Annotated in this window: 26 protein-coding genes and 1 pseudogene; 22 read left to right on the top strand and 5 right to left on the bottom strand. The window is 41.0% G+C overall.

Annotation, left to right across the window (positions count from 1 at the left end):
• Nucleotides 1–58: 58 nt before the first annotated feature.
• A pseudogene (locus ACY3XC_RS13210) lies at nt 59–193 on the bottom strand (response regulator transcription factor); the annotation flags it as partial.
• Between the two features lie 212 nt (nt 194–405).
• On the opposite strand from ACY3XC_RS13210, the gene ACY3XC_RS13215 reads away from it, so the two are divergent.
• The 7 genes from ACY3XC_RS13215 (at nt 406) to ACY3XC_RS13245 (ending at nt 8,405) form a co-directional block, all read left to right on the top strand.
• Nucleotides 406–1,047 carry a YcnI family copper-binding membrane protein gene (locus ACY3XC_RS13215; RefSeq protein WP_464868972.1) on the top strand — a complete coding sequence of 214 codons (642 nt, stop codon included), beginning with the start codon at nt 406–408 and terminating at the stop codon, nt 1,045–1,047.
• A gap of 112 nt (nt 1,048–1,159) precedes the next feature.
• Nucleotides 1,160–1,393: a DUF2198 family protein gene (locus ACY3XC_RS13220; RefSeq protein WP_179156858.1), complete on the top strand. Its 234-nt coding sequence runs from the start codon at nt 1,160–1,162 to the stop codon at nt 1,391–1,393.
• Between the two features lie 217 nt (nt 1,394–1,610).
• On the top strand, nt 1,611–3,590 hold the full coding sequence (uvrB, locus tag ACY3XC_RS13225) for an excinuclease ABC subunit UvrB (RefSeq protein ID WP_464868973.1): 1,980 nt from the start codon (nt 1,611–1,613) through the stop codon (nt 3,588–3,590).
• 7 nt (nt 3,591–3,597) lie between these two features.
• A complete protein-coding gene (uvrA, locus tag ACY3XC_RS13230; protein WP_464868974.1) occupies nt 3,598–6,474 on the top strand; it encodes an excinuclease ABC subunit UvrA in 2,877 nt (958 codons plus the stop codon).
• An 87-nt stretch (nt 6,475–6,561) separates the two neighbouring features.
• A complete protein-coding gene (locus tag ACY3XC_RS13235) occupies nt 6,562–6,879 on the top strand; it encodes a magnetosome magnetite crystal formation protein family (RefSeq protein WP_464868975.1) in 318 nt (105 codons plus the stop codon).
• 31 nt (nt 6,880–6,910) lie between these two features.
• Nucleotides 6,911–8,029, top strand: a complete 1,119-nt coding sequence (locus ACY3XC_RS13240; RefSeq protein ID WP_464868976.1) for a DUF4097 family beta strand repeat-containing protein — start codon at nt 6,911–6,913, stop codon at nt 8,027–8,029.
• A 16-nt stretch (nt 8,030–8,045) separates the two neighbouring features.
• Nucleotides 8,046–8,405 carry a phage holin family protein gene (locus tag ACY3XC_RS13245; RefSeq protein ID WP_464868977.1) on the top strand — a complete coding sequence of 120 codons (360 nt, stop codon included), beginning with the start codon at nt 8,046–8,048 and terminating at the stop codon, nt 8,403–8,405.
• Nucleotides 8,406–8,432: 27 nt separating this feature from the next.
• Here ACY3XC_RS13245 and ACY3XC_RS13250 read toward each other — a convergent pair whose 3' ends face one another.
• From ACY3XC_RS13250 to nagA, 4 genes are all read right to left on the bottom strand, one after another.
• On the bottom strand, nt 8,433–9,257 hold the full coding sequence (locus ACY3XC_RS13250) for an N-acetylmuramoyl-L-alanine amidase (protein WP_464868978.1): 825 nt from the start codon (nt 9,255–9,257) through the stop codon (nt 8,433–8,435).
• Between the two features lie 540 nt (nt 9,258–9,797).
• Nucleotides 9,798–10,520 (bottom strand): GntR family transcriptional regulator, encoded by a 723-nt coding sequence (locus tag ACY3XC_RS13255; protein WP_464868979.1) that lies wholly within the window; start codon nt 10,518–10,520, stop codon nt 9,798–9,800.
• A 27-nt stretch (nt 10,521–10,547) separates the two neighbouring features.
• Nucleotides 10,548–11,273, bottom strand: a complete 726-nt coding sequence (gene nagB, locus ACY3XC_RS13260) for a glucosamine-6-phosphate deaminase (protein ID WP_464868980.1) — start codon at nt 11,271–11,273, stop codon at nt 10,548–10,550.
• A 4-nt stretch (nt 11,274–11,277) separates the two neighbouring features.
• A complete protein-coding gene (gene nagA / locus ACY3XC_RS13265; RefSeq protein WP_464869250.1) occupies nt 11,278–12,465 on the bottom strand; it encodes an N-acetylglucosamine-6-phosphate deacetylase in 1,188 nt (395 codons plus the stop codon).
• A 256-nt stretch (nt 12,466–12,721) separates the two neighbouring features.
• Between nagA and hprK the strand changes: the two genes are divergently transcribed.
• The 15 genes from hprK to trxB all read left to right on the top strand — a co-directional run bounded on the left by hprK (nt 12,722) and on the right by trxB (nt 26,121).
• Nucleotides 12,722–13,654, top strand: coding sequence for an HPr(Ser) kinase/phosphatase (gene hprK, locus ACY3XC_RS13270; protein WP_464868981.1), 933 nt, complete (start codon nt 12,722–12,724; stop codon nt 13,652–13,654).
• A 209-nt stretch (nt 13,655–13,863) separates the two neighbouring features.
• Nucleotides 13,864–14,694, top strand: coding sequence for a prolipoprotein diacylglyceryl transferase (lgt, locus tag ACY3XC_RS13275; RefSeq protein WP_464868982.1), 831 nt, complete (start codon nt 13,864–13,866; stop codon nt 14,692–14,694).
• An 18-nt stretch (nt 14,695–14,712) separates the two neighbouring features.
• Nucleotides 14,713–15,666, top strand: a complete 954-nt coding sequence (locus tag ACY3XC_RS13280; protein ID WP_464868983.1) for a nucleoside recognition domain-containing protein — start codon at nt 14,713–14,715, stop codon at nt 15,664–15,666.
• Nucleotides 15,656–16,303, top strand: a complete 648-nt coding sequence (gene ppaX / locus ACY3XC_RS13285) for a pyrophosphatase PpaX (RefSeq protein WP_464868984.1) — start codon at nt 15,656–15,658, stop codon at nt 16,301–16,303. The genes ACY3XC_RS13280 and ppaX overlap by 11 nt, the downstream gene beginning before the upstream one ends.
• A 2-nt stretch (nt 16,304–16,305) precedes the next feature.
• Entirely contained in the window at nt 16,306–16,845 is a 540-nt protein-coding gene (locus tag ACY3XC_RS13290; RefSeq protein WP_464868985.1) for an acyltransferase, read from the top strand.
• A 156-nt stretch (nt 16,846–17,001) separates the two neighbouring features.
• A complete protein-coding gene (locus ACY3XC_RS13295) occupies nt 17,002–18,165 on the top strand; it encodes an ATP phosphoribosyltransferase regulatory subunit (RefSeq protein ID WP_464868986.1) in 1,164 nt (387 codons plus the stop codon).
• A 1-nt stretch (nt 18,166) separates the two neighbouring features.
• Nucleotides 18,167–18,805, top strand: coding sequence for an ATP phosphoribosyltransferase (gene hisG, locus ACY3XC_RS13300; RefSeq protein WP_464868987.1), 639 nt, complete (start codon nt 18,167–18,169; stop codon nt 18,803–18,805).
• A gap of 1 nt (nt 18,806) precedes the next feature.
• Nucleotides 18,807–20,078: a histidinol dehydrogenase gene (gene hisD, locus ACY3XC_RS13305; protein ID WP_464868988.1), complete on the top strand. Its 1,272-nt coding sequence runs from the start codon at nt 18,807–18,809 to the stop codon at nt 20,076–20,078.
• Nucleotides 20,079–20,100: 22 nt separating this feature from the next.
• Nucleotides 20,101–20,688, top strand: a complete 588-nt coding sequence (hisB, locus tag ACY3XC_RS13310; protein ID WP_464868989.1) for an imidazoleglycerol-phosphate dehydratase HisB — start codon at nt 20,101–20,103, stop codon at nt 20,686–20,688.
• Entirely contained in the window at nt 20,689–21,315 is a 627-nt protein-coding gene (gene hisH, locus ACY3XC_RS13315) for an imidazole glycerol phosphate synthase subunit HisH (protein WP_464868990.1), read from the top strand.
• Nucleotides 21,312–22,040, top strand: a complete 729-nt coding sequence (gene hisA, locus ACY3XC_RS13320) for a 1-(5-phosphoribosyl)-5-[(5-phosphoribosylamino)methylideneamino]imidazole-4-carboxamide isomerase (protein WP_464868991.1) — start codon at nt 21,312–21,314, stop codon at nt 22,038–22,040. Before hisH ends, hisA begins: the two co-directional genes overlap by 4 nt.
• Nucleotides 22,037–22,798, top strand: coding sequence for an imidazole glycerol phosphate synthase subunit HisF (gene hisF / locus ACY3XC_RS13325; RefSeq protein WP_464868992.1), 762 nt, complete (start codon nt 22,037–22,039; stop codon nt 22,796–22,798). The genes hisA and hisF overlap by 4 nt, the downstream gene beginning before the upstream one ends.
• Complete coding sequence (gene hisIE, locus ACY3XC_RS13330; RefSeq protein ID WP_179156515.1) at nt 22,795–23,409, top strand: bifunctional phosphoribosyl-AMP cyclohydrolase/phosphoribosyl-ATP diphosphatase HisIE; 615 nt, start codon at nt 22,795–22,797, stop codon at nt 23,407–23,409. The genes hisF and hisIE overlap by 4 nt, the downstream gene beginning before the upstream one ends.
• A gap of 172 nt (nt 23,410–23,581) precedes the next feature.
• Nucleotides 23,582–25,075 carry a tetratricopeptide repeat protein gene (locus tag ACY3XC_RS13335; RefSeq protein ID WP_464868993.1) on the top strand — a complete coding sequence of 498 codons (1,494 nt, stop codon included), beginning with the start codon at nt 23,582–23,584 and terminating at the stop codon, nt 25,073–25,075.
• A gap of 95 nt (nt 25,076–25,170) precedes the next feature.
• Nucleotides 25,171–26,121 carry a thioredoxin-disulfide reductase gene (trxB, locus tag ACY3XC_RS13340; protein ID WP_179156513.1) on the top strand — a complete coding sequence of 317 codons (951 nt, stop codon included), beginning with the start codon at nt 25,171–25,173 and terminating at the stop codon, nt 26,119–26,121.
• Nucleotides 26,122–26,220: the final 99 nt, after the last annotated feature.

Genomic DNA, 26,220 nt, shown 5'->3' on the forward strand with positions numbered 1-26,220 from the left:
AATCTTTTAAATACCAGTATTGGACAAATTAAAAAACCTTAGGAATTAAACTAAGGGTTCATTTAAAGTGTTTAATGGCATATATAGCAAGTTGAACACGGTTTTCAAGCTCTGGTTTCTCTAATAAATTTTTCAGATGATTTTTCACCGTGTTTTCAGAAATAAATAATTGATCAGCAATTTGTTTATTGGAATCGGTATGACAAAGTGTTATCTCCTTTATTTTATTGCATTTATCATTTTACATGATAAATCCAACACTGTGACATTTCTATGAACATTTTAGTCCATTGTTTAAAAAAATAGCCCATAAGGGTCATATAAAGAAAGAGTAAAAATCTTTAATTTTATAGGTAAGGAACTTATTAATGTTATAAAATATTTTTTAAGAATGGAGATTTTAAAATGAAAAAATTATTTACTTCACTAGTAACAATGATTGTTGCTTTTTCTCTTTTTACCGGGGTAGCAAGTGCTCATGTTACCGTTGGGCCAAATGAAACGTCACAAGGGGCATATCAAATGTTTACGGTAAAAGTACCGTCTGAAAAAGAAGATGTTTTGACAACAAAAATTCAAGTATTAATTCCTGAAGATGTTAATATTACTCGTTTTGAACCGAAGCCAGGATGGATTTATGAAATTCAGAAAGATGATACAGGTAAAATTAAATCAGTGACCTGGACAACGGAAGGTGAAGGCCTATCTGCTACTGAATTTGGTCAGTTTAACATGAACGGAAAAGTAGGCGACGAAGCAATCGAAATCGTTTGGAAAGCGATCCAAACCTACTCGGATGGAAGTGTTGTAGAATGGGTAGAAGCAGAAGAGGCAAATTACCCAGCTTCTATAACGGTTGTAAATCCAGCTGACGCTTCTGCACACGGCCATGGAGAAAAAACAATTGATAAGGATGCTTCGTCAGAAGAAAAAGTAACGGAAGAAGTTAAAGAAACGAGCACATCAAACACACCGCTGTATCTTTCAATCGCAGCATTAGCAGCAGGATTAATAGCTTTATTAATATCTCTTAAAAAGAGAGGATAATTGTTTCGAAGACAAGAGTGTCGATCTCTTGTCTTTTTTCTTGCAATTTTGTGAATAAATTTCTAAAATGAATAAACAGAAATGAAATAAATGAGGTGGACCCATTTTGGAGATGGTTATTAGATATTTGTCTGCACTGATTTTGCCGGGCTTACTCGTGCTGCTATTTACCAGAGTCACATACAATCGGCTTATCGGTCTTGCATTGACCGTCGGGCTCATTGCTGCCTCTGCTTTTAAAGGGTATACCAATACTTTTCCACTTATCGTTGTAGATGCCTTTTCGCTTACAGTTGGCTTCTGGCTTGCCGCAAAAATGAAACAAAGAGTTTTCAAAAAAACATAATCACCCACCGTAGATGTTAAGTCTGTCAATCAAATGGCAGGCTTTTTTGCTTTTTATATCAAAAAATCGAATGTTCGTTCGCATATTAGTGGTTTGTTTTTGGGGAATTGTGTTAGAATGATACTATTAGAGTTTCAGGATACACTTTCCAGCACCATCCCGGTACATGTGCAAGTTCTTTGCTAGAAAGTGATTTTATCGTACGGGAGGAAAATCAGTGAAGGATCAATTTGAATTAGTTTCGAAATATTCACCGCAAGGCGATCAGCCGGAAGCGATTCGACAGTTAGTTCAGGGGATTAATGAGAACAAGCGCTACCAGACCTTGCTTGGTGCCACTGGAACAGGTAAGACGTTTACTGTTTCAAACGTGATAAAAGAAGTAAACAAGCCGACACTTGTCATCGCTCATAATAAAACATTAGCCGGTCAGCTATACAGTGAATTTAAGGAGTTTTTTCCAAATAATGCTGTTGAGTATTTCGTCAGTTACTACGATTATTTTCAGCCGGAAGCCTATGTTCCTTCGACAGATACATTTATTGAAAAAGACGCCAGTATTAATGATGAAATTGATAAACTTCGGCACTCCGCAACATCCTCCTTATTTGAGAGGAAGGATGTTATTATCATTGCCAGTGTATCGTGTATTTACGGTCTCGGTTCACCTGAAGAATACCGAGAAATGGTGCTGTCACTAAGGACAGGTATGGAGATTGAACGCAACCAGCTGCTGCATCGTTTGGTTGATATTCAGTATGAAAGAAATGATATTGATTTCAAACGTGGTACGTTCCGAGTTCGCGGCGATGTGGTGGAAATTTTCCCTGTGTCACGTGATGAACATTGTGTGCGCGTAGAATTTTTTGGCGATGAAGTAGATCGCATTCGTGAGGTCGACGCCCTAACGGGGGAAATTATCGGTGAACGTGATCATATAGCCATTTTTCCAGCTTCCCACTTCGTAACCAGAGAAGAAAAAATGAGAGTAGCCATCGAGAATATCGAGAAAGAACTCGAAGAACGCCTAGAAGACCTCCGTGAGGAAAATAAATTGCTTGAAGCGCAGCGGATTGAACAGCGTACTCGCTATGATCTTGAAATGATGCGGGAAATGGGTTTTTGTTCAGGAATTGAAAACTACTCACGTCATCTGACACTGAGACCTGCTGGTTCTACACCGTATACGCTGCTTGATTATTTTCCAGAAGATTTTCTTTTGATTGTCGATGAGTCACATGTTACCCTGCCGCAGGTAAGAGGGATGTTCAATGGTGATCGAGCCCGGAAACAGGTGCTTGTGGACCACGGTTTCCGTCTGCCATCAGCGCTAGATAACCGGCCGTTGACCTTTGATGAATTTGAAAAGCATATTCATAATGCGATCTTTGTATCAGCAACGCCAGGTCCTTTTGAGCTAGAGCATACTCCGGAAATGATTCAGCAAATCATTCGACCAACTGGATTGTTGGATCCAACAATAGAGATCCGTCCAATTGAGGGTCAAATCGACGACATCATTGGTGAAATACAGGAGCGAATCAAGAAAAATGAACGAGTCCTTATTACGACGCTGACAAAGAAAATGTCGGAGGACTTAACGGACTATTTAAAAGAAATAGGCATTAAAGTCCAATATTTACATTCAGAAGTGAAAACACTCGAACGGATTGAAATTATTCGTGAGCTCCGGCTCGGTAAGTATGATGTCCTCGTCGGGATTAACCTGCTGAGAGAAGGACTGGATATCCCTGAGGTTTCGCTGATTACGATTCTCGATGCCGATAAGGAAGGCTTCCTTCGTTCGGAACGTTCATTGATCCAAACTATCGGCCGGGCAGCGCGTAATGCCAATGGTCATGTTATTTTGTATGCAGACAAAATAACAAATTCGATGGAAATTGCGATTAATGTAACAAGAGAGCGTCGCAAAATCCAGGAAGAATATAATATAAAGCATGGCATTACGCCGATGACGATTCAAAAGGGAATTCGCGAGGCTATTCGTGCCACCCATGCTGCTGAGGAGCAGGAAGATTACAAACCAGCAGCATCCTTCGGCAAGATGTCGAAGAAGGAAAGAGATAAGTTGATTGCTACAATGGAAAAAGAAATGAAGGCAGAAGCAAAGGCGCTTAATTTTGAACGTGCTGCTGAGCTTCGTGATTTATTATTAGAGTTAAAAGCGGAAGGATGACGTAACCATGGCGATGGATAAATTGATTGTAAAAGGCGCCAGAGCCCATAATTTAAAAAATATAGATGTCACCATTCCGAGAGATAAGCTTGTTGTGATCACAGGACTTTCTGGTTCAGGAAAGTCCTCCCTTGCTTTTGATACGATTTATGCAGAAGGGCAGCGCCGCTATGTGGAATCACTATCTGCATATGCACGACAATTCTTAGGGCAGATGGATAAACCTGATGTTGATTCTATTGAAGGATTATCTCCTGCAATTTCAATTGATCAGAAGACAACAAGCAAAAACCCGCGTTCAACCGTGGGGACGGTGACGGAAATTTATGATTACTTGCGATTACTTTTTGCCCGTGTTGGCAGACCAACGTGTCCCATCCACAATATTGAAATCTCCTCACAAACGATTGAACAAATGGTAGACAGAATCATGGAATACCCAGAGCGAACCAAAATGCAAATCCTTGCTCCGGTTGTTTCCGGGCGAAAAGGAATGCATGTGAAAGTATTAGAAGATATAAAGAAACAAGGTTTCGTACGCATTCGTGTCAACGGAGAAATGCTTGACCTTGGTGATGAAATTGTTTTAGACAAGAACAAAAAGCATTCCATTGAAGTGGTGATTGACCGTATAGTCGTAAAGGAAGGGATTTCCGCAAGAATTGCAGATTCGCTCGAAACGGCCTTACGTCTAGGCGAAGGAAAGGTTATTGTCGATGTTATCGGAGAAGAGGAGCTTCTTTTCAGTGAAAACCACGCCTGTCCACATTGCGGTTTTTCAATCGGTGAATTAGAACCGCGCATGTTTTCCTTCAATAGCCCCTTTGGTGCCTGTCCTGAGTGTGATGGACTTGGTTCCAAGCTCGAGGTAGATGTGGATCTTGTGATACCGAATAAGGAATTATCATTAAAACAGCATGCGATTGCACCTTGGGAACCAACTAGCTCGCAGTATTATCCGCAATTGCTTGAAGCGGTTTGTAATCATTATGGGGTAGATATGGACATGCCTTTCAAGGACATCCCTCCCCACCTTATCGAAAAGGTTCTCTATGGTTCCAAAGGTGATAAAATTTATTTCCGCTATGAAAATGATTTTGGACAGATCCGTGAAGGTCATATTGAATTTGAGGGTGTCATACATAATGTAGAACGCCGCTATAAAGAGACCAGCTCTGATTGGATTCGGGAGCAAATGGAGAAATACATGGGCCAGCAGCCATGCCATGTATGTAAAGGTCATCGTTTAAAGAAGGAAACCTTAGCCGTGCTCATTTCGGGACGCCATATCTCTCAATTAACAGAGTTATCGATTGAAGAATCCAATCAGTTCTTTAATGAATTAATATTAACGGACAAAGAAATGCAAATCGGTAAATTAATTTTTCAAGAGATTCGTGAACGCCTTGGATTCCTAATGAATGTTGGACTCGATTACTTGAGCTTAGGACGAGCTGCAGGTACTCTTTCAGGGGGGGAAGCACAGCGGATCCGTTTGGCTACACAAATTGGTTCTAAGTTAACTGGGGTTCTCTACATATTAGACGAGCCATCGATTGGACTTCATCAACGTGATAACGACCGATTAATAGGAACACTGCAAAATATGCGTGATATCGGAAATACCTTGATTGTCGTTGAACATGATGAAGATACAATGCTCGCAGCGGATTATCTAATCGATATTGGTCCTGGAGCAGGAATTCACGGCGGACAAGTTATTGCAGCAGGAACACCTGCCGAAGTAATGGCACATCCGGATTCTTTGACTGGCCAGTATTTATCTGGTAAAAGGTTTATTCCACTTCCGATAGAACGTCGTAAGCCAGATGGAAGGTATATCGAAATAAAAGGTGCAGCCGAGAACAATTTGCGAAATGTAAATGTGAAAATACCACTAGGCATGTTTGTCGCTGTGACGGGTGTTTCTGGATCTGGGAAAAGTACATTAATCAATGAAATCCTTCTTAAAACACTATCACAGAAGCTTAACCGCGCGAAAACAAAGCCTGGTGAACATAAGGATATCAAAGGTATTGAGAATTTAGATAAGATTATCGACATCGACCAATCTCCAATTGGCAGAACACCTCGCTCTAATCCGGCAACGTACACGGGAGTATTTGATGATATCCGGGATTTGTTTTCGACGACGAACGAAGCGAAGGTCCGTGGCTATAAAAAAGGACGTTTTAGCTTTAATGTCAAGGGCGGCCGCTGTGAAGCCTGCCGTGGCGATGGAATTATCAAAATTGAAATGCATTTCCTGCCGGACGTCTATGTTCCATGTGAGGTTTGTCATGGGAAACGCTATAACCGTGAAACACTTGAAGTGAAATACAAAGGGAGGAGCATTTCTGAAATTCTCGATATGACCGTTGAAACCGCAGTAGAATTTTTTGAGAATGTTCCTAAAATCAGCCGAAAGCTGCAAACCATCAACGATGTTGGATTAGGATATATTACACTCGGTCAGCCAGCTACCACCCTTTCCGGAGGAGAAGCACAGCGTGTAAAGCTAGCGTCTGAGCTTCATAAACGTTCAAACGGTAAATCTTTCTACATTTTAGATGAACCGACAACAGGCCTTCATGTCGACGATATTTCTAGATTATTAGTCGTCCTTAAGCGACTTGTTGAAAATGGCGACACGGTACTCGTTATTGAGCACAATTTAGATGTCATTAAAGCAACTGATTATATTATTGACCTCGGTCCTGAGGGTGGAGACAAGGGCGGTACGATTGTGGCAACAGGAACACCTGAAAAGGTAGCTGAAGCGCCAGGGTCTTATACAGGCAAATACTTAAAACCAATCCTCGAGCGAGACCGGTTACGAATGAAAGAACAAATACATGAAAAAGAAACGATTGGAAAAAGCTAAAACCTTGCGTTTTAGCTTTTTTTATCAATAGGATGAAACTTTCATATTCCCCATACGTAAATATCCAATAAGGGGGAGTGATTACTAATGGATACTCGGAAGGTTCTTTCAGGATTATGTTACTTTAGTATTTTCTTTGCAGGAATACTGTTTCCGCTTGTTGTTATGCTTGCATCTGGAGACGACGTAACGAAAAGCCATGCTAAAAAAGCACTCTTATCGCATTTAATCCCACTTATACCTGTCCCGCTGCTAATATTCGCTATTTTTAATGATATTAATGCTATAAACAATGGTGCCATTCCGGTTTTCACACAGGTTTCGGCCGGTATTATGGTCTTAGTTAGTTTAATTGTCACCATCTGGAATGTCATAAAAGGCGTAAAAGCTTTAATAACGGAATAGGATTGATTGAATACATTTATTGGAGTGGATAATGATGAAGGATGAACGTAAAAGAATTTTAAAAATGGTTGAAGATGGAAAGCTTAGCGTTGATGAGGCATTAACCTTACTAGAAGAGCTTGAAGCAGCCAGCCAAACGATGGAACAAAAGCAGGAACAAATTGCACAAGAAATTTCAACTGCCTTTAAGTTTGAAGAAGCAAAGAAAGAAGAGTCAACACAAGGTAAAGTTCATTCAGCAAAGGATAAAATTTTTGATTTTGTCGATAGTGCATTGAAAAAGATTAAAGACCTTGACTTTGATTTGAATTTCGGTCAATCGGTGGAAATCTCACATATTTTTCATCAGGGCGATGTATACTTACGTGAAATGGATATCGATCTTGCCAATGGCTCCCTTAAGCTGGTACCTTGGGACCAAAACGATGTTCGGATTGAATGCCAGGCAAAGGTTTATCGCGTAGAGAACTCGGAACAAGCCCGGGAAAACTTTTTGAAGGATATACTTTTTGCGATTGATGGACAAAAACTGCTGTTCATGACTCAGCAAAAATGGATGAAGGTTGATGCGGTGGTCTATGTTCCTCAGGCTGAATATGAACGTGTTCGTGTAAGAATGTTCAATGGTCCTATATCAGGTGAAGAATTAACGATCGGTGATTTGCGTATGAAAACAGCCAATGGGAAGATAGAACTCGCCCGTTTAAACGGGAAAAGAGCAGAAATCGAAACAGCAAATGGTCATATTACCCTTCAAACGAGTGCCATCGATGCCCTTGAGATTGAAACCATTAATGGCGCCATCAAGCTAGATGGTGACTTTAGAAAGGTTGAAACGCAAACCTTAAATGGAAATACAACCTATAACCTGACAGGAAATCGCTGTGAATTAATCGCAGCTAAAGCGACGACAGGCGGTATTGATTTGTATATCCCTGATGGAGTGGCTGCTAGTGGCGAATTAAAAACAAATCTTGGTGGTTTTAATATAAAGCTGGATGGAATTCAGGTCCTTGAGGAAAAAAGTGAAATGATTCAAAAAATGCTTCGCTTTCAAACGGTAAATCATCCTGACCGCATGTTAAAGATCTTTGTCGATACGAAAACAGGATCGATTACACTTCATAAATCGGATGAGGTAAGCAAATAATAGGAGAGTTTGATAAATGAAATGGTTGATTGGAATCTTAATCAATGGTGTTTTGTTCATGGCGATTGCAGGCTATTTTTCTGAAAGCTTTGCGCTGGATGGATTTGCGGCTGCCCTTACAGCGAGCTTTTTATTATCGATCATAAACATCATCGTTCGCCCGATTCTAGTGATTTTAACCTTGCCTGCTACTATTTTAACATTAGGTCTCTTCTTATTTGTTATTAATGCGATAACTCTTGAGATAACCGATTATTTGATGGGGGACGCGTTTGAAATTGCAGGTTTCGGAATGGCATTATTAGCCTCGGTTATCATGTCACTATTCACACTGGTTTTGGATAAAACACTTCTTAAATCATCTAAAAAAAACTAGCGCAACCATCTGGCGCTAGTTTTTTTGTTAATCAGTGAAAATAAACGCTTGGTAGCCTTTGGCCTTTAAGCGTGCTACGAGAGCTTCTGCATTTTTTCGTTCGGAGAAAGCACCAGCTTGTACTTTGTATAAGCCATCAGTAGAAACAAATGCTTCAAATCCATCGGATTTAAGCTTCTTAACGTGCGCATCAGCATTGCTCTTTTCGGAAAAAGCACCAGCTTGAACTTTAAACAAATCTGATCGAACAGATGGGGCAGGATTACTTGGAGGTTTAGGTGTAGAAGGTGGCGGTGCTGCTTTCTTGGTTAAATTATATTGGGCAGCAAGTGCATTGACAATGGCTAGGGCACATTTTCTTTGGAAATCTTCTGTACGCATTAAACCTGCTTCATTTCTATTGGTCATAAAGCCACATTCAACAAGAAGGGCTGGCATATTCGTTTCACGAAGAACGTGGAAACTTGCTGTTTTAACGCCGCGGCTTCTAAGACCGGTTAACGAGACCATATTGTTTTGAACCTTTTGTGCTAATTGATAGGTCTCCTGATGATTCGTCGTATATACGTAGGTCTCAATTCCATTAGCGTCATTCCAGGTTGACCCATAGGCGTTAGCGTGAATGGACACATACGCATCGACATTTAGGCGGTTGGCGGCATTTGTCCGCTCTTGCAAAGGAACGTCTCGTTCATCGGAATGGGCGAAATAGACGGTGACATTTTGATAGGAGGTTAGCAAATCTCTCGCGAAAGCTGCTACCTTTCTGGTGAATTCGTATTCGCGCATTCCATCGATTGTTCTTTTTCCAGCTGTGTTATAGCCGTGGCCGGCATCGAGCATGAATTTCATTTTTATCACTCTCCCTATGTCATGAATATTTTGCTCACTATTATCATATGGGAAAAGGCGAAAGTGGACATTGAATATGAGTAATTTGTGAAAAATAAAGCAATTGACCTATTGTAAGATTAAGAGCATTGGAAATGATGGTTGTAAAAGAGGAAATAAGGATAGAGCGGTAACCATTCAAAAGAATGATGCCCGTGGATGAGGAAAAAGACCTTTAACGGGAATCATTCGAAAGGAATGATTCCCGTGAGAAAGGAAAAAGAGGTTTGCCGGTAACCATTCGAAAGGAATGATTCCCGTGAGAGAGGAAAAAGAGGTTTGCCGGTAATCATTCGAAAGGAATGATTCCCTTGGAAGAGGAAAAAGAGCTTTGTCGGGAATCATTCGGAGTAAATGATATCCGTAGAAGATAAACCTTGTTTCACTATCAAGTCTTTCATTGAATAAAGAATCCCACAACCATTATAAAGAAAACCCGCCAAACAATGATTGGCGGGTTTTCTTTATTTGATACCTATAGTTCTGACGCTTCCGCTTTTCTTACCGTTTCATGGTATGAATAAAGCGATATCGGTCTGCACGGAAGGTTGATTTTACCAATTCAAAGGGTATATCCTCTTGTAAATAAGAAATCCGATCTATCAGGAGGATAGGGTCACCGATATTGATTTCCAAGGTTTCCGCGTCAAGAGTATCAGCTGTAGATGCTTCAATTTCTTGAGTCGCCTCACTTATCGACAGAGCAAGATTTTCCTCGATGTATTGGTAAAGTGAGAGGTTACTGTTTTCCTCAGTCAGCCCTGGGACAATTTCGACTGGGATATAGGCCGTTTCAAGTGCCATTGGGGCACCATCTGCTAAACGGATCCGTTTAATTTTATAAACAGAATCAGCTTCTTCTATCCTAAGTGCAAGAGCTGTTTTTATGCCAGCTGGGATAATTTGAAAGGATAACAAGATGCTGCTTGGTTTCATTCCCCTCGAGAGCATGTCCTCCGTAAAACTCGTCATTCCCTGTAGTTCTTGTTCGACTTTTTTCCTTGTAACAAATGTGCCTCTGCCTTTTTGTCTTTTTAAATACCCTTCAGAAACCAAATTATTAATGGCCTGTCTGACTGTCATTCGGCTTATTTGGAAGCGCTCAGCAAATTCCCGTTCTGAAGGGATGACACTTTCTTCCGCTAAAACGCCATTCTCTATTTGTTGTTTAATGTACTCTTCTAGTTGATGATAAATGGGAACCGGTGAATTTTTGTTTATCATGTAAACACCTCCTCCGAAAGAAAAGTACTAGATATATTTTAATGCATCTCTATCAGCAATGACAGTTACATTTTCATGATACTTTAGTGCAGAGGCAGGGAAATCCTCGCTTATTTCTCCATTTACAAACTTGGCTAATGCCTTGGCTTTTCTTTCTCCTGAAACCAGCAGGAGAATTTCCTTGCTTTCAAGGATGGAGGCAATTCCCATCGTGATCGCATGTGCAGGCACTTCGTCAAGAGAGTTAAAAAATCGTGAGTTTGCTTCCCTTGTATTGTGGGCTAACGTGACGATGTGAGTCCTGCTGTTAAAGGCAGTTCCTGGTTCATTAAAACCTATATGTCCGTTTTCTCCGATACCGAGAAGTTGAAGGTCAATCCCTCCAAGCTCTTTAATGAGTTGTTCGTATCGAAGACATTCCTGTTCTAAATCCCCGGCCGCTCCATTTGGAATATGAGTATGATTTTCGCTAATATCCAAATGGCTAAATAAATTTTGGTTCATGAAATAATGGTAGCTATTCGGGTCCTTTGCAGGAAGTCCAATATATTCATCTAAATTGACAGATTTCACCTTCGTATACGATGTTCTATTTGCCTCATAATCCTGGATTAAATAATCATAAACACCTTTTGGCGTGCTTCCTGTAGCCAATCCCAGCGTTAGGCTTGGGTTAGAGCTTATTTTGTCAACGATGATTTTTCCAGCCTCTAAGCTCATCTCTGCATAATTTTCTGTACGAATTAGTTTCATGTTATTACTCCTTTTTATATGCAATTTCTCCACGGCAGAATGTCATTTCAACTTGATATTCATTTGATAAAATCGTTATATCTGCATCTTTTCCTGGCGAAATGCTTCCTTTAGTGTCGTAGACTTTTAATTGTTTGGCAGGATTCACGCTTGCCATTTGAACAGCTTCTGATAGAGAAATGTCTGCTGCTTCTAGGATGTTTTTAATAGAGTCGTTCATTTTTAAAATACTGCCAGCAAGTGTTCCGTCGGCAAGTAGGGCTTTTCCTTCACTAACGGATACATCTTGCCCGCCAAGATCATAAACTCCATTTTTTAGGCATTTTGCCCTCATTGCGTCTGTTATTAAAATCATGCCCTCTGTTCCTTTAGCATTAATGACAAGCTTCATTACCTCGGGACGAACATGAATTCCATCCGCAATTAATTCCACCATTAATTCTTTAAAAAGAAGAGCGGAACCGGCAACCCCAGGTTCACGATGATGAATTCCTCTCATGCCATTAAATAAATGTGTTACCTGTTTAGCTCCTGCCTCAACGGCCTTTTCCATCTCTTCGTAAATCGCGTCCGAGTGACCAATAGAAGCAATCACATCATTTTCATGCAAATAGGCAACAAAGTTTGTCCCGTTCTCAAGTTCAGGGGCTACGGTTACTAATTTAATGCTTCCTTCAGCAAGCTCCTGCCAATGCTTAAATAATTCAATATCAGGATCTATAATGTATTCCTTCGGCTGTGCACCAGCTCGTTTTGCATTTATAAACGGTCCTTCTAAATGAACACCGAGAATGTCTGATTTACCAGAGTCATTGTGTCCTTTTAGGTAAGATGCCGCATTTCTCAGAGCATTTTCGATATTTTCGTGTTTTTGGGTAATGGTTGTGGCTAAAAAGCTTGTAGTTCCTTCAGCAGGCAGAGCTTTAGCCATTGTTTCTAACGCTTCTATTGTCGCATCCATGGTATCTGCACCTGCAGCTCCATGTATGTGGACATCAATAAAACCGGGAACAACATGTTGTTTCTCTGAGATTTCTATTTTCTCAACATCTTTTAAATGGGAAGGAAGAGCTTCAATAGGACCAATCTCTTTGATTTTTCCATGTTCCATATAAATATAGATAGATTCCGCTACTTCATTTTCTAGAACTGCCTTGCCATGAACCATTAAAAGTAGGCTCAAAATCTTCATCTCCATTTCAAAAATAGTACCTTTATGAGGTTATTATAGCTCTAAGTGGAATAGTTGTCTATACCACTTCTATATTTCATTCGTATTTATTTTTCCATTAATTGAAGATTGTATTAAAAACCGAATAACTTCCATTTGGTTATGAAATTTAATTAAATAGTGCTAAAATAAGAAGAAATTAATTGAGTGAGATTATGATGACTGTCTAGCTGCAGCGCTGAGTGCGCTTCCGCTTTTCTATTAAGGAGGAAAACTTTTGCCAAAGGTACGCACGAAGGATATTTATGAAAGATTCCAACTAGAATTAATTAGCGGTGAAGAAGGAATTGATCGTCCTATTACTACGAGTGATATTTCAAGACCGGGAATTGAGCTCGCTGGATATTTTGAATATTATCCGGCTGAACGAATTCAGCTATTAGGTAAAACGGAGCTTTCTTTCTTTGAGGGATTGTCCAAAAAGGAACGCATTTCAAGAATGGAACGATTATGCACAGACATCACTCCCGCCATCATCCTTACAAGAGGAATAGAGATTCCAGAAGAGCTGATTGAAGCTTCTGAGCGAGAATCCGTTCCCGTACTGCGTTCAAATATGAAAACAACACGTTTTTCAAGCAGGTTAACAAACTTTTTAGAAAGTAAGCTTGCCCCAACGACAGCCGTCCATGGTGTTTTAGTTGATATTTATGGAATCGGGGTATTAATTACAGGGAAAAGTGGTGTAGGTAAAAGTGAAACAGCATTAGAGCTGGTTAAACGCGGGCACAGGCTTGTGGCTGATGACTGTGTAGAAATTCGTCAGGAAGACCAGGACACGCTCGTTGGAGCATCGCCAGACTTAATTGAGCATTTATTAGAAATTCGCGGGCTAGGCATTATTAATGTCATGACTCTTTTTGGAGCTGGAGCCGTTCGCAGCAATAAAAGAATTACGCTGGTTATCAACCTGGAAATTTGGGATGCCGCTAAGCAATATGACCGTCTAGGTTTAGATGATGAAAAAATGAAAATCATTGATACGGAGATTACAAAAATCACCGTTCCGGTCCGTCCCGGCCGAAACCTGGCCGTTATTATTGAAGTAGCTGCAATGAACTATCGTCTAAAAAGAATGGGCGTCAATGCTGCACAACAATTTACAGAACGCCTATCTGATGTTATTGAGGATGGAGAACACGAGGAATAATTTAATAAGGCTGTTTTCGTTACGATGTTGTTAAAATCTTAAAGCCGATTTTAACAAGGAAATAGTTATTTTGCGCCTTTGAATTTAGTTTGCAAGCTCTTTTCTTATTAAATTTAGCTGTTTTCTGAGAAAACACAGCAAAATCATTAATTTTCCTTACAAAAAGCAACAAAGTTTAAGAAAAGAGCCTTTAAAAAAGGAGAAATGGTATGAATTCAACTATACAGCCGCTTGACCCAATTGCTTTTGCCTTAGGACCCATACAAGTCCACTGGTATGGTCTCATTATCGGTTCTGGTCTAGCATTGGCACTTTTTCTTGCCATTAGAGAAGGAGATAAAAGGGGGCTTCCAAAGGATACCTTTGCAGACTTAATGCTTTGGGCAATCCCCATTGCCATCCTCTCTGCACGATTATATTACGTTATTTTTGAATGGGGCTATTATTCGCAGCATCCAAGTCAAATCATTCAGATTTGGAATGGCGGGATTGCCATCCATGGTGCGCTAATTGGTTCCGTTGTAACAACCTATATTTTCGCTAAAAAACGCGGGATTTCGTTTTGGAAAATTGCCGATATTGCCGCACCAAGTATTATATTAGGTCAAGCCATTGGCCGGTGGGGAAATTTCATGAATCAGGAAGCACACGGAGGAGAAGTCACTAGAACTTTCCTTGAAAACCTCCAGCTGCCTGAGTTTATCATTAATCAAATGTATATTAATGGTGCCTACTATCATCCGACCTTCTTATATGAGTCTATTTGGAATATCGTCGGCTTTGCTCTATTAATTATGCTTAGAAGGGTGAACCTGCGCCGCGGGGAGCTATTCCTATCTTATGTGATTTGGTATTCTGTCGGTCGTTTCTTCATAGAAGGCTTAAGAACAGATAGTTTAATGCTGGGCGGCCTAAGGATGGCACAATCCATTTCAATCGCTTTAATCATAGGTGCTGTGTTAATCCTGGTTTACCGTCGAAAGAAAAATTTAGCGAAAGACAGATACCTAGACAAAAACAATCAAGCTTTTACGCACTAAAAAGGAGAAGTCGGAGAAATGATTAACTCGATTAAGAAGGGTTTTCAGGTGGGGATCAAAACAACATGGACCTTGGGGAAAATTATTTTTCCAGTAACCCTCATTGTGGCTTTGCTCCAGTATACCCCCGTCTTACCGTGGGTAATCGAGGCAATTGCACCATTGATGAAATTGCTTGGCTTGTCAGGAGATGCTGCAATTCCACTCGTCTTGGGGAACTTCCTCAATTTATATGCGGCGATTGGCGCTATCCTAACCCTTGATTTTACGGTAAAAGAAGTATTTATTTTAGCTGTTATGCTCTCATTTTCTCATAACTTAATTGTAGAATCGGGAGTTGCCATGAAAGTTGGCGTAAAGCTTTGGCTTGTACTGGTTACTAGGCTGGGACTTGCATTTGCTTCTGCAATCGTGATTAACCTAGTTTGGCAGGGAGGCAGCGAAACGGCCAAATATGGGATGATTCAAGCATCAAGTGATGAACAAGTTTCAGGTATTGGTTCGATTTTACTGGCAGCGATTGAAAAAGCGGGACTTGGAATCCTGCAGTTAGCGATGATTGTCATCCCGTTGATGATCGGTATTCAAATTTTAAAAGACTTGCAATGGCTTAAGAAGTTTTCAAATGGGATGTCACCTGTCACTAGGAGTCTGGGGATGAATGAAAATACTTCTACGACAATGGCAGCTGGTTTGTTATTTGGGCTTGCCTATGGTGCAGGTGTTGTAATTCAGGCAGTGGAGGAAGATGGAGTGAGTAAAAGGGATTTAACGCTCGCTTTTATTTTTCTAATGGCCTGCCACGCAGTTGTCGAAGATACACTTATCTTTATTCCGCTGGGTATCCCGGTCTGGCCGCTCTTTTTAATACGGCTGGGTGTAGCCATTACCTTAACTTTGATCGTCGGGTTCATCTGGAAACGGTCAGGCATCATAAGCAGAAAGGGAGCAGAACCAACTTATGAAAAATAATATTAATACGCTTTTATTTGATTTAGATGGAACCTTAATCGATACAAATGAACTTATCATTTCTACTTATTTACACACACTTGAAAAATACTTTCCAGGCAAATATACACGGGAAGATGTCTTACCATTTCTAGGACCAACCCTTCATGAAGTTTTTGGGGAAATGGATCCAGACCGAGTGGAGGAAATGGTGTTAGAATATCGCACCTACAATCTAGCGAATCACGATGCGCTTGTGAAAGAATTTGTGGGAGTTATGGAAACCATTGAGACTTTAAAGAAAAAGGGTTATAAGCTTGCAATTGTAACGACGAAACGTGAGGATGTTGCTTTTAAAGGACTTCGCTTGATGAAACTCGATTCGTATTTTGATGTTATGATTGCTTACGATCATGTGAAAAAAGTGAAACCAGATCCAGAACCGATCTATTTAGCACTTGAAAAGTTAGGTTCAAAGCCAGAGGAAGCCTTAATGGTAGGAGATAATTTTCACGATGTGCTGGCCGGCAAAAACGCTGGTACAAAAACAGCTGGTGTCGCTTGGTCCATAAAGGGCAGAGAGTATCTGGCTAAATATGAACCGGATTTCATGTTAGAGAACATGACGGATTTATTAAGTATTCTCGGAGAGGAATAAGCATGAGGAAGACCACCCGCTACCCGGTTGAAGGGGCAAACTCCTTGTGGCATGTTTATAAAACCGTTCCATTCTGGAAAGTTGTGAAAAATTTCATTGTGATCCAACTTGCACGCTACACCCCCTTTCTTGGAATGAAGAATTGGCTTTATCGTACGTTTTTAGGACTGAAGGTCGGCGAGCAAACTTCCTTTGCCTTAATGGTTATGCTTGATGTAATGTTTCCTGAGAAAATCAGTGTCGGGCGCAACACGGTGATTGGATACAATACAACGATCCTTGCCCATGAATATTTGATAAAAGAGTACCGTCTTGGACCTGTTGAAATTGGCAGTGAAGTAATGATTGGTGCCAATTCAACCATTCTCCCCGGGATAACGATTGGTGACGGAGCCATCGTTTCCGCTGGAACACTCGTTCATAAAGATGTCCCAGCAGGTGCATTCGTCGGTGGCAACCCCATGCGGGTCATCTATTCAAAAGAAGAGATGGATAAACGCTGGGCCGAAGACCCGATATATGGAAAGAAAAAGAACGAATAACAGAAGCTGGGTCTTTGAACCTGGCTTTTTTAATACATAATAATGGTTTTGTGCTGGATTATAGTTTTCAGTTGACGAACATTAAGCAAAAAGGTAAACTTTAATTTATTAGCACATTAGCGAACTAAAGGATTCTGAAAATAAAGGATGATTTGGATGAGCCGTTTATTTATGTTTGAAAAGCCTTTAGGCATGAGAGATACGCTTCCAGAATTATATGAAAAGAAGCACCGTGTTCGTACCCTTATGGAAGACTCAATTAAACAGTGGGGATATCAATTTATTGACACTCCTACCTTAGAATACTATGAAACCGTTGGAACAGCCTCCGCGATACTTGACTCGGAGCTTTTCAAATTACTCGATAAAGATGGGCATACCCTCGTACTTCGGCCAGACATGACTTCACCGATTGCCAGGGTGGCAGCTTCACGCCTGTTAGAAAATGATCTTCCGCTTCGCTTAGCCTATGCCGGAAATGTATACCGGGCACAGCAGCGAGAGGGCGGCAGACCCGCAGAGTTTGAGCAGATTGGTGTGGAATATATTAATGACGATACCGTTTCAAGCGATGGAGAGGTAATCGCGCTGCTTGTCTCTTCGTTAAAAAAAGCCGGGCTAAGTCAATTTCAAGTTTCAGTAGGACATATTGGCTTCGCACAGGAATTATTTAAGCAAATCCTAGGGACCAATGGACGTGCCAACGCACTTAGACGTTTTTTATATGAAAAGAACTTTGTTGGTTATCGTGAACAAGTAAACTCTTATTCACTATCCTCCATTGATAAAAAAAGGCTGTTACAGCTGCTGGAATTAAGAGGCGGCGAAGAGGTAATTGGAAAAGCCCTTGATATCGTTGAAGATGGCTTTGGAAAAGAATCGCTTATACAGCTAAAGGAATTGTGGGAGGTTATCACGGATTATGGTCTTGAGGACTACGTAAAATTTGATTTTACGATTGTCAGCCATATGAGTTATTATTCCGGAATTTTATTTGAGGCCTATGCTGGAAATGTTGGATTTCCGATTGGAAATGGCGGCCGCTACGGCTTGATCGAGAAATTTGGAAAAAAAGCCAGTGCAACTGGTTTTGCCGTTAGACTCGATAAACTTTTGGAGGCGATGGGCACACAAGAGGTCAATAATCATGTTGAGTGTATTTTTTTCAGCCAGGAACGACGAAAGGAAGCCTTCCAATTGGCTGAAACCATGAAGGCGGAAGGAAAGAAAACCGTCTTACAGGACATTAATGGCGTGAAGAATCTCGATGCTTTTACAAAGAAGTTTGCCAATACCACCTTTTTAATCGGGGGGGCTTAAGATGAATACAAAATTAACGATTGCGATGCCAAAAGGGAGAATTTTTGAGGAAGCTTTAGAATTACTCCGGAAAGCAGGCTACAACCTGCCGCCTGAATTCGATGATTCGCGAAAATTAATCCTTGATGTTGAAGCGGAGGACATGCGTTTCATACTGGCAAAGCCAATGGATGTTGCTACATACGTTGAGCATGGGGTTGCGGATGTCGGTATTGCCGGTAAGGACGTTTTACTTGAAGAAGAACGTGATGTATACGAACTGCTGGATTTGCGAATCAGCGCTTGCTATTTGGCAGTTGCCGGCCTGCCTGGGACAGCGATGAATGATGTTGCACCAAAAGTGGCAACGAAATATCCTAATGTGGCAGCAGCTTATTTTCGCGAGCAGGGGGAACAAGTTGAAATCATCAAATTAAATGGTTCAATCGAACTTGCGCCCTTAATCGGATTAGCAGACCGCATTGTTGATATAGTTTCAACAGGCAGGACACTTGTCGAAAATGGTCTGGTAGAATTTGAAAGAATTAAAGATGTGACATCTAGGCTGATTGTTAACCCAGTAAGTTATCGGATCAAAGACGAACGAATTAACGAATTAGTTACAAGATTAAGCGGCGTTGTCTCCTTGGAGGTAAAATAAAATGAAAATAGTGAAAGTGAATGAACTTGTATCAATCAAAAGGTCCATTGAATCAGGAACAGCGGAACAGTTAGCCGTAGTTAAAAATATCATTTCGGACATTCGATTCTCAGGTGATAAATCCTTACGTGATTATACAGAAAAATTCGACCGAGTAAGGTTAGATTCCTTTGTGGTTACTGAAAGTGAAATAAATGAAGCCTACGGAAAAGTAGATTCTGAATTTATCTCTATTGTTCGAGAAGCTGCAGACAATATCAGAAGCTTTCATGAAAAACAACTGCGACCTTCATGGATGACGACCGAAGAGAACGGCAGTATACTTGGTCAAAAAATTACTCCCCTTGACTCAGTGGGAGTATATGTTCCAGGGGGAACGGCAGCCTATCCTTCCTCGGTATTAATGAATGTTATTCCCGCAAAAGTAGCAGGAGTGAAAAGAATCGTGATGGTCTCACCTCCTGACAGCGATGGAAAACTTCCAGCAGCTGTGCTCGTTGCAGCGAAGGAAGCGGGAGTGGAAGAAATTTATAAGGTCGGCGGGGCTCAGGCAATCGGTGCATTGGCTTATGGAACAGAGTCCATTGTCTCTGTTGATAAAATTACTGGCCCAGGTAATATCTACGTAGCATTGGCGAAGCGAGAGGTTTTCGGTGATGTTGATATCGATATGATTGCCGGACCAAGTGAAATCGCGATTATCGCAGATGATTCTGCAAGGGCCGATGAAGTAGCTGCTGATTTGTTATCACAGGCAGAGCATGATCCACGTGCATGCAGTGTGCTTGTCACTCCTTCTATTGTTTTAGCAGAGGCCGTAGCCGTCGAGGTAGAGAAACAACTGGCTTTACTGCCGCGTAAGGACATAGCCTCAAAATCGATTGCTGATTATGGTGTAATCTATGTGACTTCCTCTATAGAAGAAGCCGTGGAAACGGTGAATCAGTTAGCCCCGGAACATCTTGAAATCTTGACCGAGAATGGAATGGAGCTGCTTGGGAAAATTCGCCATGCAGGTGCTATTTTTATTGGCCGCTATAGTTCAGAGCCAGTTGGCGACTATTTTGCAGGACCTAACCATGTTCTTCCGACCAATGGTACGGCAAGATTTTCAAGTCCTTTGAATGTGGATGATTTTCAAAAGAAATCAAGTGTCATAATATACAGTGAAAAGGCGTTAAAAGATAATGGAGAAAAAATTGCGAAATTTGCGCGCATGGAAGGTCTAGAAGCCCATGCACGTGCAGTAGAGTTAAGACTAAAAAATCAATAATTATTTGCTAGGGGGCCCTTCCATGGAAAGATACGCAAGCATTGAACGAAATACAAATGAAACCCAAATCAGCTTATCATTAAACATAGATGGCGAAGGAAAGTCTGAACTTGAAACAGGAGTTCCATTCCTTAGCCATATGCTTGATTTATTCACGAAACACGGGCAATTTAACCTCTCCGTTGACGCAAAAGGGGATACCGAGGTAGACGACCATCACACAACAGAGGATATCGGGATTTGTATAGGACAGGCATTGCGGGAAGCCCTCGGTGACAAAAAAGGAATTAAACGCTATGGAAATTCCTTTGTACCAATGGATGAAGCACTAGCCCAAGTTGTGGTCGATCTTAGTAATCGCCCGCACCTTGAAATGCGTGCGGAGTTCCCAAGTGCAAAGGTGGGCACCTTTGATACTGAGCTTGTTCATGAATTTTTATGGAAGCTTGCCCTTGAGGCGCGCATGAATCTTCATGTGATCGTTCATTACGGACAAAATACGCATCATATGATTGAGGCTGTTTTTAAAGCCCTTGGCCGAGCACTTGACGAAGCAACAACCATTGACCCTCGCATCAAAGGAGTTCCGTCAACGAAAGGGATGTTGTAAATGATTGGAATTGTCGATTATGGTATGGGCAATCTCTTTAGTGTCAGCAAGGCTCTTGAGCGGTTGAATGCCGATTATTTTATATCAGGGGACAAAGAGGAACTCCTTCAGGCAGACGCCTTATTGCTGCCTGGTGTAGGGTCTTTCCGGGACGCAATGGCAGTCCTGCAGGTTGATACCATTAAGGAGTTCGCGGCAACGGGGAAACCTTTACTTGGAATATGCCTTGGTATGCAACTTTTGTTTGAAGATAGTGACGAAAATGGTTTAACAAAGGGACTTGGATTATTGCCTGGAAGTGTACGCCGTTTTCCTGGAAAAACCCCTGCTGGAGAAACATACAAGGTCCCGCATATGGGCTGGAACAAACTTGAATTCGTTAAATCTTCACCACTTTTGGAAGGTTTAGAAGAGGATTATGTGTATTTTGTTCATTCTTACTATGTGAGTGCGGAAAATTCAGAGGTTCTGCTGGCAAAAGCCAATTATCATGAAGAAGTATCAGCGGTTGTTGGTAAGGATAATATATTCGGAATGCAATTTCACCCTGAAAAAAGCAGTAAGCTTGGAATGGCCCTGCTGAACAACTTTTTGAATTTAGTTGAGGAAAGGAAGGCGGTACGATGACACTCACTATTTATCCAGCGATTGATATGCGCGGCGGGAATTGCGTACGCCTTCTCCAAGGCGATTATGATAAAGAAACGATTTATGGTAATTCACCTTTTGATATGGCTCGGGCGTTTGCAGCAGATGGCGCTGAATGGATACATATGGTTGACCTTGACGGAGCAAAGGATGGCAAAAGGATTAATGATCGCTTTGTCATTGAAGCAGCTCAGCAGTTAAAGGTAAAAGTCCAAATTGGCGGCGGGATTCGTACTGAGGCGGACATCCTTCATTATTTAGAAAATGGAATTACTCGCGTGATTATCGGGAGCATCGCCGTTTCAAATCCCGAGTTTGCGATTGAAATGATTAAGAAGTACGGTGAACAGATTGTTGTCGGTATCGATGCTAAGAATGGTTATGTGGCAACACATGGATGGCTTACTACTTCGGAAGTGAAAGCAGTAGACCTAAGCAAACGCTTTGCAGACGCTGGTGCTGGGACATTTATTTTTACTGACATTGCAACGGATGGCACGCTTTCGGGTCCTAATATTGCTGCTGTTTGTGAAATGGCAGAGGTCACGGGAAAAACGGTGATAGCCTCTGGCGGAGTGAGCAGTTTAACTGATTTGAGTGCGCTTCATGCGGAGGGTGTGAAAGGGGCCATTGTTGGGAAGGCCCTATATGAAAACCGATTTACATTGAAGGAAGCACTTGCAATTGGCGGGGTGAGAAAATGACACTGACGAAACGAATTATCCCCTGCCTTGATGTTAAAGAAGGAAGAGTTGTCAAAGGCATTCAATTTGTTCAGCTTCGGGACGCTGGTGATCCTGTTGAATTAGCTAGGTTTTATGATGAGCAGGGTGCTGACGAGCTAGTCTTTCTTGATATTTCCGCATCCGTTGAAGGCCGAAAAACAATGGTAGAAGTGGTAAAGGCTGTTGCTTCAGAGCTTGCCATTCCTTTTACAGTTGGCGGCGGGATTAATTCTTTAGAAGACATGAAAAGAATTCTTCGTGCCGGTGCTGATAAGGTGTCATTAAATACGGCAGCTGTTTTGAATCCTGAATTAATTGCTGAAGGAGCAGGCTTTTTTGGAACACAGTGTATTGTGGTTGCCATTGATGCGAAGTATGATGAAGAGCTTGGAACATGGCGTGTTTATACACATGGCGGGAGGACGCCTACGGACCGCTTGGTAATAGAATGGGCAAAAGAAGCTGCTGAATTAGGTGCAGGTGAAATATTACTAACCAGTATGGATAGTGATGGTGAGAAAAATGGCTTTGATCTAAAGCTGACAAAAGCGGTGAGTGAGGCAGTGACGATTCCTGTGATCGCTTCAGGCGGTGCTGGGAATGCCAGTCATTTTGAAGAGGCTTTTGTAAATGGGAAAGCAGACGCAGCCCTTGCAGCTTCAATTTTTCATTATAAAGAAACCTCAGTTCATGAAGTGAAAAGCTATTTGCTAGAGAAGGGAGTGAGTGTCCGGTGAATATTCGTTTTGATGAAAAAGGATTAGTACCTGCCATCGTACAGGACGCCGATACGAAAGAAGTATTAACATTAGCTTATATGAATCAGGAATCACTGACAAAAACGCTAGAAACAGGGGAAACATGGTTCTTCAGCCGCTCCCGTCAGGAGCTTTGGCATAAAGGAGCAACGAGTGGGAATACTCAATCGGTAGTAAGTGTGAAATATGACTGCGACCAGGATGCTGTTCTAGTGCTTGTAGAGCCGAAGGGACCGGCCTGTCATACAGGTGCCGTTAGCTGCTTCACAGAGGGAGTTGTTACAGAAAGGACTTCTAGCCTAGCGGACTATCAAATCTTACAAACATTAGAGAAGCTGATTATCGAACGAGAGAAAGATCGTCCAGAAGGGGCGTATACCACATACCTCTTCGAAAAGGGCGTCGATAAAATCTTGAAAAAAGTCGGAGAAGAGGCCTCAGAAGTCATCATCGCGGCCAAAAACCGCGACAAAGAAGAACTAAAATGGGAAGCCGCCGACCTCCTCTATCACTTACAAGTATTATTAGTTGAACAAGGCCTGCCGTTCACAGAAGTACTGAAAACGCTAGAGGAAAGACATAAGAGATAACAATGATAATGCGGTGACAGGCACCAAATATACAAAAACACGCTGTTATGCAACGTGTTTTTGTATATTTGGGGAATCTTCCAATATGCTCCAAACAATTCAATTCCTTCTCGTACGGGCTGGTATTGTGGTATACTACATAAGTTAGTTTATTGTATAGATGGAGGTCTCCATGGTTAAAGACTCGAAAGTAAGAATTCAAAAGGGAAAGATCCTGTCATTTGTTCCGACTGGGGAATATTATTTCACGAAGGGTATTAAAGCATACCATCGCCGTGATTTTAAGAAAGCAAAAAAATATCTTCAACGGGCGATGCAGCTGGAGCCGGGTGAACCGATGATAACCTGTCAGCTTGCCATAGTATCAACCGAACTTGGTGAGTTTGAAAATTCTAATCGACTCTTGCATTTAATCCTTGAAGATCTTGATGAAGAAATGGCTGAATGTCATTATTTTTTAGCAAATAATTATGCCCATATGGGTTTCTTTAAAGATGCGTATCATCATGCAAATATGTATTTGGAATTAGATCCTAATGGTGATTTTAGCGAAGATACAGAAGACCTTCTCGAGCTTCTTTCCTTTGAGGCGGAGGGCTTAGAAGATGAACTTTATGAACAAGATGATCTGATTATTAAGCAGGAGCAGGCTCGTGATCTACTGGAATCTGGATATTTTCCAAAAGCGATTGAGCTCTTAAAGGATGTCGTTGAAACTTACCCAGAATATTGGTCTGCGTATAATAACTTAGCTCTCGCCTATTTTTATTTAGGGAAAGCCAAAAAAGCAGAATCTATTCTCGACGATGTATTAGAAAGAAATCCAGGAAATCTTCATGCCTTGTGTAATCGGCTTGTATTTGCCCATTACCAAGGAAAGACAAAAACTGTTACACGTTTAATGGATTCCTTAAAGAAAATTCAGCCGATGCTCATTGACCATCAATATAAATTGGGAACAACCTTTGCTTTAATTGGTGAATATGAGTCTGCGTACTTTTGGCTGAAAAAGCTTTATAAAAGCGGTTTTGATGGTGACGGTCCATTCTATTATTGGCTTTCCTACTCGTCTTATTTTACTAACCACGAGAACTTTGCGCGAAGTATTTGGAAAGTAGCGCTTGAACATAACCCCGATAAAGAAGGGTTCGAGCCTTGGAATTTGGAAAAACCGGTTGCAAATGGATTTGAGGATCATTCCGGTTCAATTTTCCAGAAATTAGAAAGTGATTATATTGAAGAACGATTATTTGCCATATTCTTAGCTTCGGTTTCGGGAAAAACAGAAGAAATTTTCACTTCTAAACGTTTTTATCAAAATCAAAAGTTTACACCAATGGAAAAAAATTATGTTTCTTTAGTAAAGTCAGGAACTCCTTCCTCTATAAAAGCTGCACAGGAAATTGCTGAGGTCTTGTATGAAAAACATCAGCCAATCGGAACGATTGAGTCAGGTTTATATTTGATGTGGTTTTCTGTATTTGTAGAAATTTCTAAGTCACAGATTAACTTAAATAACAAACGTGCTTGGGCTGGAGCAATGGAATATGTCTGGTATAAGAGTAGCAATGAAAAGGTGTCACAGCAAGAAATTGCCAAACGCTATGATATCTCACCAGCAACCATTGGTAAATATGTAAAGTTAGTGTCAAAACATCTAAATTAAGCAGATAAATGGACTTCGATACGATTGTTTTATACGATTAAGTAGGGAATACTATACTTAATCGTATTTTTTTATATATAAGGAGTGAAACCAATATGTCTGAGGAAAAAATTTATGATGTGATTATCGCTGGTGCTGGTCCTGCTGGAATGACAGCTGCTGTTTATACATCTCGTGCGAATCTTTCTACACTTATGATTGAACGCGGAATGCCTGGTGGTCAAATGGCCAACACGGAGGATGTTGAAAACTATCCTGGTTTTGAAAGTATCCTGGGTCCAGACTTATCCACAAAAATGTTTGAGCACGCGAAAAAGTTTGGTGCAGAATATGCATATGGCGATATTAAAGAAATTATCGACAATGGTGACACCAAAACGGTTGTTGCGGGTTCGAAGCAATATAAAGCCTATTCTGTGATTATTTCTGCAGGTGCGGAATACAAGAAGGTTGGCGTACCTGGGGAGAAAGAACTTAGCGGCCGTGGTGTATCCTATTGTGCTGTTTGTGATGGAGCATTTTTCAAACAAAAGGAATTGTATGTCATTGGCGGCGGGGACTCTGCGGTTGAAGAAGGTGTTTATTTAACACGATTCGCTTCGAAAGTAACCATTGTCCATCGCCGAGATGAACTTCGTGCTCAGAAGATTCTTCAAGACCGTGCCTTTGCAAATGAAAAAATTGACTTCATTTGGAATCATACCATTAAGTCGATTAATGATAAGGATGGAAAAGTGGGCAGTGTAACCCTTGTTTCCACTCAAAATGGTGAGGAGCAGGAGCTTCCTGCAGATGGTGTGTTTATCTATATCGGAATGATCCCACTATCTAAGCCATTTTCGAACTTAGGTATTACCAATGAAAATGGCTATATTGAAACAAATGAGCTAATGGAAACAAAAGTACCGGGGATTTTTGCTGCAGGAGATATTCGTGAGAAAACTTTGAGACAAATTGTTACTGCTACAGGTGATGGCAGTATTGCCGCACAAAGTGCACAGCACTATGTAGAAGAACTTAAAGAAGAATTAAAAATCAAACAGTAAATTTACAAAATCTTCATAATCGTAATCCTGTTTTAATTCTGTTGTAACAGTGATGAAATATTAATAAGGTAGAATGTAAATAAGAATTGACCCCCTTTA

Source organism: Bacillus sp. CZDM1, from assembly GCF_055502545.1.

What these genes read in the sequence shown, in the direction of transcription:
- ACY3XC_RS13240 (WP_464868976.1), top strand. Translation starts at nt 6,911, where the DNA reads ATGATGAAGGATGAACGTAAAAGAATTTTAAAAATGGTTGAAGATGGA.
- uvrA (WP_464868974.1), top strand. Translation starts at nt 3,598, where the DNA reads ATGGCGATGGATAAATTGATTGTAAAAGGCGCCAGAGCCCATAATTTA.
- ACY3XC_RS13295 (WP_464868986.1), top strand. Translation starts at nt 17,002, where the DNA reads ATGAGCCGTTTATTTATGTTTGAAAAGCCTTTAGGCATGAGAGATACG.
- hisH (WP_464868990.1), top strand. Translation starts at nt 20,689, where the DNA reads ATGATTGGAATTGTCGATTATGGTATGGGCAATCTCTTTAGTGTCAGC.
- nagB (WP_464868980.1), bottom strand. Translation starts at nt 11,273, where the DNA reads ATGAAACTAATTCGTACAGAAAATTATGCAGAGATGAGCTTAGAGGCT.
- ACY3XC_RS13215 (WP_464868972.1), top strand. Translation starts at nt 406, where the DNA reads ATGAAAAAATTATTTACTTCACTAGTAACAATGATTGTTGCTTTTTCT.
- hisB (WP_464868989.1), top strand. Translation starts at nt 20,101, where the DNA reads ATGGAAAGATACGCAAGCATTGAACGAAATACAAATGAAACCCAAATC.
- ACY3XC_RS13255 (WP_464868979.1), bottom strand. Translation starts at nt 10,520, where the DNA reads ATGATAAACAAAAATTCACCGGTTCCCATTTATCATCAACTAGAAGAG.
- ppaX (WP_464868984.1), top strand. Translation starts at nt 15,656, where the DNA reads ATGAAAAATAATATTAATACGCTTTTATTTGATTTAGATGGAACCTTA.
- lgt (WP_464868982.1), top strand. Translation starts at nt 13,864, where the DNA reads ATGAATTCAACTATACAGCCGCTTGACCCAATTGCTTTTGCCTTAGGA.
- ACY3XC_RS13335 (WP_464868993.1), top strand. Translation starts at nt 23,582, where the DNA reads ATGGTTAAAGACTCGAAAGTAAGAATTCAAAAGGGAAAGATCCTGTCA.
- ACY3XC_RS13290 (WP_464868985.1), top strand. Translation starts at nt 16,306, where the DNA reads ATGAGGAAGACCACCCGCTACCCGGTTGAAGGGGCAAACTCCTTGTGG.
- hisG (WP_464868987.1), top strand. Translation starts at nt 18,167, where the DNA reads ATGAATACAAAATTAACGATTGCGATGCCAAAAGGGAGAATTTTTGAG.
- hisD (WP_464868988.1), top strand. Translation starts at nt 18,807, where the DNA reads ATGAAAATAGTGAAAGTGAATGAACTTGTATCAATCAAAAGGTCCATT.
- nagA (WP_464869250.1), bottom strand. Translation starts at nt 12,465, where the DNA reads ATGAAGATTTTGAGCCTACTTTTAATGGTTCATGGCAAGGCAGTTCTA.
- ACY3XC_RS13245 (WP_464868977.1), top strand. Translation starts at nt 8,046, where the DNA reads ATGAAATGGTTGATTGGAATCTTAATCAATGGTGTTTTGTTCATGGCG.
- hisF (WP_464868992.1), top strand. Translation starts at nt 22,037, where the DNA reads ATGACACTGACGAAACGAATTATCCCCTGCCTTGATGTTAAAGAAGGA.
- ACY3XC_RS13220 (WP_179156858.1), top strand. Translation starts at nt 1,160, where the DNA reads ATGGTTATTAGATATTTGTCTGCACTGATTTTGCCGGGCTTACTCGTG.
- hisA (WP_464868991.1), top strand. Translation starts at nt 21,312, where the DNA reads ATGACACTCACTATTTATCCAGCGATTGATATGCGCGGCGGGAATTGC.
- ACY3XC_RS13250 (WP_464868978.1), bottom strand. Translation starts at nt 9,257, where the DNA reads ATGAAATTCATGCTCGATGCCGGCCACGGCTATAACACAGCTGGAAAA.
- ACY3XC_RS13235 (WP_464868975.1), top strand. Translation starts at nt 6,562, where the DNA reads ATGGATACTCGGAAGGTTCTTTCAGGATTATGTTACTTTAGTATTTTC.
- ACY3XC_RS13280 (WP_464868983.1), top strand. Translation starts at nt 14,713, where the DNA reads ATGATTAACTCGATTAAGAAGGGTTTTCAGGTGGGGATCAAAACAACA.
- trxB (WP_179156513.1), top strand. Translation starts at nt 25,171, where the DNA reads ATGTCTGAGGAAAAAATTTATGATGTGATTATCGCTGGTGCTGGTCCT.